The 10,255-nt window shown below is 41.1% G+C and carries 12 protein-coding genes; 5 read left to right on the top strand and 7 right to left on the bottom strand.

All coding sequences use genetic code 11. The features are described 5' to 3' along the window. Nucleotides 1-14: 14 nt before the first annotated feature. Entirely contained in the window at nt 15-455 is a 441-nt protein-coding gene (locus IEO70_RS01185; RefSeq protein WP_190996524.1) for a GNAT family N-acetyltransferase, read from the top strand. A gap of 15 nt (nt 456-470) precedes the next feature. Beyond that, nucleotides 471-872, top strand: a complete 402-nt coding sequence (locus IEO70_RS01190) for a GNAT family N-acetyltransferase (protein WP_190996550.1) — start codon at nt 471-473, stop codon at nt 870-872. 233 nt (nt 873-1,105) lie between these two features. On the opposite strand, the gene panF is transcribed toward IEO70_RS01190, so the two are convergent. Together panF and IEO70_RS01200 are read right to left on the bottom strand one after the other, a co-directional pair. Continuing rightward, the gene (gene panF, locus IEO70_RS01195) at nt 1,106-2,557 is read right to left on the bottom strand and encodes a sodium/pantothenate symporter (RefSeq protein ID WP_190996525.1); all 1,452 of its coding nucleotides are present in this window, start codon (nt 2,555-2,557) and stop codon (nt 1,106-1,108) included. Beyond that, complete coding sequence (locus tag IEO70_RS01200) at nt 2,554-2,829, bottom strand: YhdT family protein (RefSeq protein ID WP_190996526.1); 276 nt, start codon at nt 2,827-2,829, stop codon at nt 2,554-2,556. The genes panF and IEO70_RS01200 overlap by 4 nt, the downstream gene beginning before the upstream one ends. Nucleotides 2,830-3,052: 223 nt before the next feature. On the opposite strand from IEO70_RS01200, the gene IEO70_RS01205 reads away from it, so the two are divergent. After that, a complete protein-coding gene (locus tag IEO70_RS01205; protein ID WP_190996527.1) occupies nt 3,053-3,361 on the top strand; it encodes a hypothetical protein in 309 nt (102 codons plus the stop codon). Nucleotides 3,362-3,420: 59 nt separating this feature from the next. Here IEO70_RS01205 and IEO70_RS01210 read toward each other — a convergent pair whose 3' ends face one another. The 5 genes from IEO70_RS01210 to IEO70_RS01230 all read right to left on the bottom strand — a co-directional run bounded on the left by IEO70_RS01210 (nt 3,421) and on the right by IEO70_RS01230 (nt 8,230). Beyond that, nucleotides 3,421-4,248, bottom strand: coding sequence for an ABC transporter permease subunit (locus tag IEO70_RS01210; RefSeq protein ID WP_190996528.1), 828 nt, complete (start codon nt 4,246-4,248; stop codon nt 3,421-3,423). Next, nucleotides 4,232-5,149: an ABC transporter ATP-binding protein gene (locus tag IEO70_RS01215; RefSeq protein WP_190996529.1), complete on the bottom strand. Its 918-nt coding sequence runs from the start codon at nt 5,147-5,149 to the stop codon at nt 4,232-4,234. Before IEO70_RS01215 ends, IEO70_RS01210 begins: the two co-directional genes overlap by 17 nt. Nucleotides 5,150-5,442: 293 nt before the next feature. Further along, on the bottom strand, nt 5,443-6,243 hold the full coding sequence (locus tag IEO70_RS01220; RefSeq protein ID WP_190996530.1) for an ABC transporter ATP-binding protein: 801 nt from the start codon (nt 6,241-6,243) through the stop codon (nt 5,443-5,445). An 11-nt stretch (nt 6,244-6,254) separates the two neighbouring features. After that, entirely contained in the window at nt 6,255-7,241 is a 987-nt protein-coding gene (locus IEO70_RS01225) for a FecCD family ABC transporter permease (protein ID WP_206711458.1), read from the bottom strand. Then, entirely contained in the window at nt 7,238-8,230 is a 993-nt protein-coding gene (locus tag IEO70_RS01230; protein ID WP_235973441.1) for a FecCD family ABC transporter permease, read from the bottom strand. The genes IEO70_RS01225 and IEO70_RS01230 overlap by 4 nt, the downstream gene beginning before the upstream one ends. Before the next feature lie 117 nt (nt 8,231-8,347). Between IEO70_RS01230 and IEO70_RS01235 the strand changes: the two genes are divergently transcribed. Both IEO70_RS01235 and IEO70_RS01240 read left to right on the top strand, forming a co-directional pair. Then, complete coding sequence (locus IEO70_RS01235; RefSeq protein WP_190996531.1) at nt 8,348-9,091, top strand: hypothetical protein; 744 nt, start codon at nt 8,348-8,350, stop codon at nt 9,089-9,091. Nucleotides 9,092-9,174: 83 nt separating this feature from the next. Next, the gene (locus IEO70_RS01240) at nt 9,175-10,104 is read left to right on the top strand and encodes an ABC transporter substrate-binding protein (RefSeq protein WP_190996532.1); all 930 of its coding nucleotides are present in this window, start codon (nt 9,175-9,177) and stop codon (nt 10,102-10,104) included. Nucleotides 10,105-10,255 lie beyond the last annotated feature (151 nt).

Consider the following 10,255-nt stretch of genomic DNA (forward strand, 5'->3'; position numbering starts at 1 on the left):
GGGAATTCAGAAAAGTGCAAATACTACAAGCGACACTTCAACATTTACAGGAAGTAGCTCTACTTTTTGACCAATACCGTCAGTTTTACAATCAGCCTCGTGATTTGGAAGCTGCGGCTGCCTTTTTATCCGCAAGAATCGAAAAAAACGAATCAATCATCTTTTTCGCAAAAATAGATGAGCAAACAGCAGGGTTTATCCAGCTTTATCCGACTTTCTCCTCCGTCAACATGCAGAAAGCCTTTATTTTGAATGATTTATATGTTGAAGAATGTTTTAGAGGGCATGGTGTCGGGAAGGCCTTAATAGAAAAATGCTACAGCGTTTGTGAGCAGGAACAAGCGAGATATATCACTCTTCAAACAGCGCCGGACAATGAGATGGCCAAACGTTTATATGAAAAAATGGGCATGGAAATTAACCGTGAATTCATTAGTTACATTAAATACTTTTAAAAGAGGGATTTTATGATGAACGCAATTACTTACAAAACAAATGAATCAATTACAGCGAAACAATTTTCTCAAGTGTTCCGCGCATCTGGCATTCGCCGTCCGGTCGATGATTTGCCACGTCTGCAAAAAATGCTTGATCATGGCGATCTTTTAATCACAGCTTGGGACGGAGAACAGCTTGTCGGTGTCGCCCGTTCGATTACCGATTTCAGTTACTGCTGCTACTTGTCAGACTTGGCAGTCGACCAAAACTATCAGTCACAAGGAATTGGCAAGGAACTCGTTCGCCAAACACAGTTGCACATCAGCGAGGAAATTGCTCTAATTTTACTTTCCTCTCCAATTGCAATGGAATTTTACCCACACATCGGCTTCCAAAAGATTGAAAACGGATATATCATCCCGAGAAAACAATAAGCCTAGCAAAAAAAGCCCTAGAAAAAGCAACACATCGCTTTTTCCAGGGCTTTCATTCTGCCCGTCAGATGCTAATTCTTCTACTTTTGAATTTAATTAAGCCGCTTTTCCGTATAATTCTACCCAATTCAGAAATAATTCGTCCGCTTTTCAAGGAATTCTTCCACATTTAGTGATTTTTCTTCCAGTTTTAAAAATAATTAAGCCGACCAAAAAACGCAAACAATCAAGAATTAAACCAACTCATTATTCTCCACTAACACAAACTGTTTCGCAGTTACCAAACTCACACTCACATACGTAAGCAATGAAAATAAGATTGGCAGCACAACTGTATGCATCCCGAATGCAGTAGGATAGAAGCGATCAAACAGAATATAGCTGCTCATGCCGACAACCATCGAGCAAACGGCTCCATATTTGTTGCCTTTTTTCCAATACAATCCAAGGACGACCGGCCAAATAAACACTGACTCCAAGCCACCGAAAGCAAATAAGTTAAGCCAAATAATAAAATCAGGTGGGCTTAACGCGAACAGCACAACCGATACGCCAAGAACCGTCGTAACCCAAAAACTCGCTGTCTTTACCTGGTTTTCTGTCGCATTCGGTCTAATGTAGTTTAAATAAATATCCTTGACGACTGTCGAGCTTACCAAAATAAGCAGCGAATCGACCGTCGACATAATCGCAGCCATTGGAGCTGCCAACACCAAACCGGCAAGAACAGGAGGCAGAACTTTCAGCGTCAATATCGGCATCACCGAATCCCCCACCTCAATGCCGGGAATAATTGGTCGAGCCAGAACACCGATTAAATGCATGCCGAGCATTACACTGCCGATGACAATCGTCCCGACAATGATGGCACGGTGCATCGCGCGCGAATCTTTGTAGCTCATAGTTCTGACCGCAATTTGAGGCAGCCCGACGACACCGACACCGACAAGAATCCAAAATGAGGATACATACAATGGCGTCAAATCTTGCTGCGCTCCAAACGGCGAAACTAAGTTTGGATTTTCCGCAACTAAATCCGCCATGATGTTGGGTAACCCCCCGCCAGCTACAATTGTAGCCACCAGCAATAATATTGTTCCAATCAGCATAACACTTCCTTGCACGGCATCTGTCAACGCGACCGCTCGAAAGCCGCCGATAATGACATACACTAATACAGCAACACCGAAAATAAACAATGCGCTCGTATACGGAAGGCCAGTAATTGATTCAATGAGACGGGCGCCGCCTACCCACTGCGCCGCCATCGATGAAAAGATAAACACGATAATGCTTAAAGCAGACACAAGGACAACCGCGTCACTTTTATAACGTGCTTTCAAAAAATCAACAAGCGTAATCGCTTTATATTTTCTCGCCACAATAGCGAACTTTTTGCCGAGCACCATTAAGACAAAATAACCCGCTGCCAGCTGGGCCATAGAGAGCAACACCCATCCTAAGCCACGATTATACGCAATTCCGGGACCGCCAATAAAACTGCTGGCACTTCCGTACGTCGCCATCATCGTCATCGCCAACACAAAGCCGCCTAACTGACGACCTCCAAGAAAATAATCTTGTAAAAAGGAATTGGAATGGCGAATATATGTATTTGCATAATAGCCAATAAAAAAGATAATAATCAAAAATAATAATAAAGGTACAATGACTAGCCAGTTCATTCCGCTTCCGCATCCTCCTCTTCAAAAGGAACTTCTTCAAACAAATATCTTACACTTAATGAAACTAAAAGGATCATCACCAACAATCCGACTACACAGCTGTAAAAAAACCATGCAGGTAAACCCAAAATATATGTATATTCCATTGGATCGCCGTTTCCTAAGCCATATGCAAATCCAAACCACCATATAAAGTTGAAAATGACTAATACGATACCAATTATGGCTTCTCTATGAGCAATTTTAAATGCCTTTTCATCCTGCTTCTTCATTCTTGACCTCCTTGCTTGCTGCATCTCATTACAAGCACTAGATATTATATTAATACAATTAAAGATAAAATCCTATAGTCTTCCATAAAAAATCAAACTTTACTGTAAATTGGCTATCATAACCATTCAAATATTTGCTATACTTAATTAGTAATAAGAAAAAAATTCCATTAGATAAATGAAATGCAGCTATGCATATTTTATATTAAAGGAGTAACCAATTATGGGGATTATCATCTTAAATATATTAAAATTTATTGCAGGCACCTTTGAAGCCTTTCTCGGAATTCCTTTTATTGGCGGCATCTATATCATTTCCTCAGGTTATACGCCATTATTCATTATGCTCTGCTTCCACATAGCAATAGTCATTATCGCCAAGTATCAAAGACAGACCGCATATGGAAATGCGCTCGGTATATTCACTTCCTTACTGGCCTGGATCCCGATCGTCGGAATGATTTTGCACATCATCACATCGATTTCGATTTTCATTGGATTGCTTCTTCAGACACGAAAAGTCACTTATTGATGTAAATAAAAAAGCAAAAAAAGCTCAGAGGCTGCTCTGGGCTTTTCTTTTGCTTTCTATTAATGAATCTGCTTCTCAAATAAAATATATCTATCATTATTTTTTGAAATTACAATCCATAATACGATATTCACAATCAATATTCCTATTGAGATCAAAATAATTAACTGCACTCCGAGTAAAAATAGTCCGCTAACCTGGCCAATCATCAATGCAATTACAGGCAGAGCAATAATACCGCCAAGATTTTGTGCTTCCTGATTTGTCTTCACCCTTGCTGATATTAAAATATTCAGCAGCACCGAAAGTAAAATTACCATCGGGGAAAGGCAAGTTATTAATGCCACCCAATTACCTGATGGGAAGATTACCTCGCCAAATAAAGAATACCCGAAAGAATTAATAATGACTCCACACGCTATAAAGCTGATAATTGAAATAAATAATGGCGGTATTAAAGAAGCGATTATTTTGCTCAGAAATAACGTCTTAATGGAAATTGGAGAGAATAATAAACTTTCCAGCGTCCGGTTTTCCTTCTCGCCGACAAAACTGTTGGCCGCTATTGTCATGGCTGTAATAATCGGAACGAGCAAAAATAAGGCTGGAAGTATAAAATTAATAAACATATAAACGATTTGCTGCTCGAGACTATAAGAAGCGAATACGCCACCCGTTGTACTCTCAAGAATGGTATCCATTAGCTTCTGCGCATCATCTCCAACAATTTTTTCAAAATCAGTAAGCAAGGCGCCTGCCATCACGACTAAAGGGACAATAACGGAAAACATAATGGGAACCACAATTATCGTTATTAGCAATGTTTTACTTCTAAAAATATCTTTTAGGTCCTTTTTAATTAAAGCTTTACTAATATATGCGCCCATTAAATTCCCCCCGCACCTTGAAATAAATAGATTGTAAATCATTATTCATAATTGTCACCGAATAAACGGGATCTGTCTTCAGCAAGCCATTTAATAATTGAGGGATGTCGTTTTTTGAAGGCAAGTCAAAAACCACCATGGATTCATCAAGTACTCTGCAAGGATACTTTGTGTATTGCCTAACTTGCGGCTTAAATGTTGTATTCACTTTCACGGAGACATTTTGAACATATTTATCCTCTAACTCTTTTAAAGTACCTTGTTCAGCAATCTCGCCATTTTCAATGAAAGCAAAAGAATCACAGATCGTCTCCAATTGATGCAGAACATGCGAACAAATAATAATAGTAGTACCTGTTTCCTGATTGTATTTTTTCAAATATGATAAAACCATCTGAATTCCGTCCGGGTCCAACCCATTTGTCGGTTCATCCAAAAAAAGAATATCCGGTTTATGCAACAGCGCTTTAGCCAATGCCAAGCGCTTTTTCATTCCTGTGCTATACTTCCCTACAGGTTTACCCTGATGTTCTTTTAAGTCAAACAAGTCAAGAAGTTCTGCCACTCTATTGCTGTCTGTTACCCCATATAATTCAGCGAATAGATCCAAGTTCTCTTTACCGCTCATCTGATGATACAGTCCCGCGCTTTCCGTCACAATTCCAGATATTTTTCTAATGGCATCTCCTTCTGAGGCAGGATCCATTCCGTTTAAAGAAATCAACCCTTTATCCGGTCTGACCACGCCGTTCAATATTCGGATAAAAGTCGTTTTCCCAGAACCATTGGGTCCCAACAACCCGACTATCTCTCCTTTATTCGCCTTGAAATTTACATTTTCTAAGACTATCTGTCGGCCGAATGATTTAAACAAACCTTCAACTTTAATAAAACTGTGCATCTATCACGATTCCCCCCAGATTATCAAACTTGTGGTATTTAAAATGTAGCAAAAAATGTTCTTCAAAACGTTTTTTAAAAAGGCAAACCTTGTACTTTGGAAATGAAAATGCCGATAGGATAAGACTACTCATAAAAGCTAAATTGTGAAATGAAAAGTATGAAGATTTCGACAGGAGGTTTTATTTGATTCAAGCAATATTATGTATTCTATGTGAAGCCTTTATATACCTTTCTAGTTCTATAAAATAAAAAAGTCTTAACTCCATACATGGAATTAAGACTTTGGTTTGCTCATTTCTCTTGATTCTTCGAGATTAATTCGTACGATATAACCGCAGGCTTATTGGTGCGCGGATCTTTGACAACTAAAGCATCAATCTGGAAAACTTGCTCTAAAATATCGCCGCTAATTACTTTTTCCGCATCACCTTCCTGAATGATGTTTCCTGCTCGCATCGCGACAATATGATGAGCGAATCGGGCCGCATGGTTTAAATCGTGAATAACCATGACAATAGTTCTCCCCTCTTCCTCATTCAGCTTCTCAAGCAACTGCAAGATTTCAAGCTGATGAGCCAAATCCAAATACGTCGTTGGCTCATCCAATAGCAAAAGATCCGTTTCCTGAGCCAGCGCCATCGCAATCCAGGCGCGCTGACGCTGACCGCCTGACAATGTATCGACTTCCTGGTCTTTCAGCTCTGATAAGCCGGTTACACATAAAGCCCAATCGACCATCTCTCGGTCATGTTTGGACATTCTCGAGAAACCGGTCTGATAAGGCGTTCTTCCGTAAGATACGAGATCATATATTGACAAACCGCCCGGAACAGTCGGTGATTGCGGTAAAATCGCCATCTCTTTAGCTATCGTCTTGGTCGGCAGCTCCGCTATGCTTCGTCCGTTCAGACAAATTATACCAGAATCAGCCTTATGAAGACGCGCCATCGTTTTAAGCAAAGTCGATTTACCGCAGCCGTTCGGACCGATTATGGCTGTTACTTTATTTTTCGGAAAATCCACGCTTAAATCGGAGACGACCGTTTTTCCTTCATAACCGATTATAAGATTCTCGCCCGTTAACGTTGTCATTTTTTCCACCTCTACTTCGATCTCATTAATAAATAAATAAAATATGGCGCGCTAATTAAAGACACGACTATTCCGGCGGGGATTTCTGCCGGCAGTACGATATTTCTGCCGATTGTGTCTGCCAACAGCAAAATCACCGCTCCTAGCATCGCTGCTACAGGAAGCATCAATCCATGCTTCGCTCCCACTAAACGGCGGGCAATATGCGGAGCAATCAGCCCGAGAAAGGCAATACCTCCTCCGCATGAAACACCGAGTCCGGCAAACGCAACTGCCAGAACTAATAAAATTAATTTTTCACGAGCAACATTGATGCCGAGGCCTGTTGATATCGAATCACCAAGCGTCAGCACATTTAAAGATTTCGCTTTATATAACGCAAAAGGAATCAAAACGATATACCACGGCAGCAGAGCCCATACATATTTCCACTGAGTCGCCCATAAATCGCCGGACAGCCAAACGACTGCCTTCATAAAATCAATCGGATTCATTTTCAGCTGAAAGGCAATCAATAAAGCGCCCAATCCGGCATTAACACCAATACCGACTAGCACTAAGCGAATCGACTGGAAGCCTCCCTTCCAAGCAAGTGCAACAATCAATACCGCTGTTAGAAGCGCTCCGACAAATGCAAACATCGGTAGCAAATACACATTGCTCCCTAGCTGTTGAAAGAAGGCAATATATAAGACAACAGCCAATCCTGCGCCAGAGTTAATGCCCAATATGCCCGGATCAGCTAAATCATTGTTAGTGATGGCCTGTAAAATTGCGCCCGATATCGCCATCCCTGCACCTATTAAAATCGCCAAAATAATGGACGGTAAGCGAATTTGAAAGAGTACAAGCTCCTGCTTCGCGCTTCCATTACCGATAAAAGTCTGAAAAACTTCCGAAGGTGATATGCTGACAACACCAAAATGAAGACTCAATAAACTTGCCAATACAATCAAGATAACAAGAGCAGAAAAAGTGACGGCAAACTTTTTATTCAAAAGGATGGCCCCCTTCCTCTACGAACTAAATAAATGAAGAATGGAACACCAATCAGTGCTGTAATGACGCCAACCGGTGTTTCATATGGCGGGTTGATCAGCTTCGCACCCAAATCGGCAAACAGAAGCAGCGCCGCTCCAAACAATGCCGATACAGGGAGAAGCAATCGATAATCTGTCCCGACAAGCATGCGGCAAATATGCGGAACAACGAGCCCGATAAAGCCGATTGTCCCTGATACTGCTACTGAGCTGCCCGTTAAAAGCAATACAGCCATAACACCTAACACACGCACTAAACCGATATGTATGCCGAGACCTTTCGTCATATCCTCTCCTAAATGAAGGATGGTCAGCGCTCTTGCGATCAGTGCGACAATGATATAACCGAATAAGCCAGCGACTGACAATAACTTAACTGAAGTCCACGTAATTGCCGACAATCCGCCCGCATACCAGAAGCTCATATCCTTTGCGACATCGAAATATAAACTGATGCAGGACGTCAATGAACTTAAAAACATTCCTAAAGCGACACCGGCAAGTGCGAGCTTAACTGGCGCGGTAGCCCCATTCGATATGGCCGCAAGTCCAAATACAAGAACCACCGCAATGCCGGCACCAACAATCGAAGCAAGCATCGTACCCGTCATTGATAACGTCGGGTAAAATGCGAGCGTAATCACGAGCGCAAAGGCCGCTCCATAAGAAACGCCGAGCAATTGCGGCTCGGCTAGCGGATTTCGTGTCAGCACCTGCATGACGCATCCTGATAACGCTAAAAAACTGCCGATTAAAGCAGCTGCAACTGCCCGCGGCATCCTGATTTCATAAATGATCTGATGCTCCACCACATCTTTTTTATAATGAAAAACAGCATCGAAAACTGTTGATAATGTATAATTTTTAGAGCCGTATTGGAGAGACAATGCAAATGCTATCGTCATTAATACGATTCCGATTATTAATATAATTGTATTTTTACGCATTGACTATGCCTCATTTTTCACTGATAATGATTTTCATCGTTACTAGTATAATAGCAACTCTGTTGTTATATCAAGATAATTTTTTCTTTACATACAAACACGAAAGGTATGAAGTTCATGAATATAGATTTTTCCTATATAACTGCCCACTTGCTATTGTCCCCGGATGACGTTGATCCGCTAGTCCTTGAAGCGTCGGCCAGTGCTTTAATGGATGAAAGCAGAACCGTCTCCTTGCTATTACGAATGAAAGAGCTATATGAAGCAGACGACTACTTGCTCCCTGCTTCTGTAATCGGCATGTCATTATTCAACGTGATTGTTGCTCAGCTGATTGCACAAGCTAAATATGGAAAAGAGCTAAATATGAGTTTGGATAATATTCATTTGCAAGTAAAACTTTCCGGTACGTTCCCGGTCATTTATATCAAAATCGATGACTGTGCCCTTCAAAGAGCACAGCCGATTACAGAGCTCGTCCACCAGCTTGATCAGCCAATAAAGATGATCGCAAAGGCTGCTTCGGTAAAACCATCGCTCATCTATAATCAATTCGGCGCGAGGATAGCACAAATCACAGAAAGCTTCCTACAGTATGAAAAAGAGAAAACCGTACAAGCTACCTATAATAGCTTGCTCAATCAACTGAAAAACGATGAATTTTTCGAAAAGAATCCATTTCAATACGAACCGAAATATATCGATAGCCCATATGAGCTAGGCAAGAAGATGATGATTCGTTCGGCCTGCTGTATGTTTTACCGTAAAAAAGACGGCAAAAAGTGTTTCAATTGCCCGACACTATCGGAACATATACGAAACGAAATGAGGGATGAAATCCTTACCTCCCCCAAAAGGTAATATTATCCACCCTATTGACGATGAAATTGATAATTATTATCATTTAATTCGTTACTTACATAATTTCTGGAGGATTAAACATCATGAGAAAATATCATACATTTTTAATAAGTGTTTTATGTTTGTTTTTGCTAAGTGCCTGCAACAACGACAACACTCAAGATATAAACAATGCAGAATCGATTACCGTAACTGACGCAAACGGTGAAGTGACAATTCCAGCCGATGCCCAACGAATTGTCGCATCAAATATGGAAGATTCATTAGTGGCTTTAGGTATTACCCCTGTTAGACAATGGGCAATCGGCACAACCGTGCATGAATATTTGCAAAATGTATTAGCCGATGTACCGACGATCGAATGGGATATGCCTTTAGAGCAAGTGATTGAAGCAGAACCTGATTTAATTATTTTCAGCTCCCCTTCTGCAGTGCCTACCGGTCAATTAGAAGAATATCAACAAGTCGCTCCGACTTACGTTTTTACTGATGAAAATGCGGCGGATTGGCGCAAGCAAATTAAAGTAATCGGAGAAATGCTTGGAAAAGAAAAACAGGCAGAGGACGTTTTATCCGGTTATGATGAAAAAGCAGCTGACGCTACCGAAACAGTTAAAGAGGCAATCGGCAACGAATCTGTTGCAGCAATTTGGATGATTGGCGGTCAATATTATGTATTGGAAAACAACCGCTATGCGAGCAATGTTTTATACGAAGACTTAGGATTGACAATGCCTTCCTTCATTAAGAAATTAGGTGATGCAACAGATGCTACTTGGAGCCCGATTTCACTTGAATCATTAGCGGATTTAGACGCCGAGCACGTCTTCCTGATTGCTGCTGAGGGCGAAGCCGGACTGGAAACATTAACAGCAAGCTCAATATGGCAAGGAACTCCTGCCGCACAAAACGGAAATGTATACAAAATCGGCGATGACGGGTCTTGGACAATTAACGGAAAAATCGCCAGCGACAAAGTTATTGATACAGTCGTTGAAACACTTACAAAATAAGAACAAAAGCGCAAGCCGAGCATGATAGGTATTAGACAATGAGGCTGGGACATAACTAGCTTCAAATGACGAAAAACGTGAAATGGACAATTCCATTTCACGTTTTTCTGTTTTTATCTATGAATCCTTAGCTGCTGGCCGCGAACTTCCG

It is taken from the genome of Peribacillus faecalis, from assembly GCF_014712675.1.
Taxonomy (GTDB): Bacteria; Bacillota; Bacilli; order Bacillales; family DSM-1321; genus Bacillus_AD; species Bacillus_AD faecalis.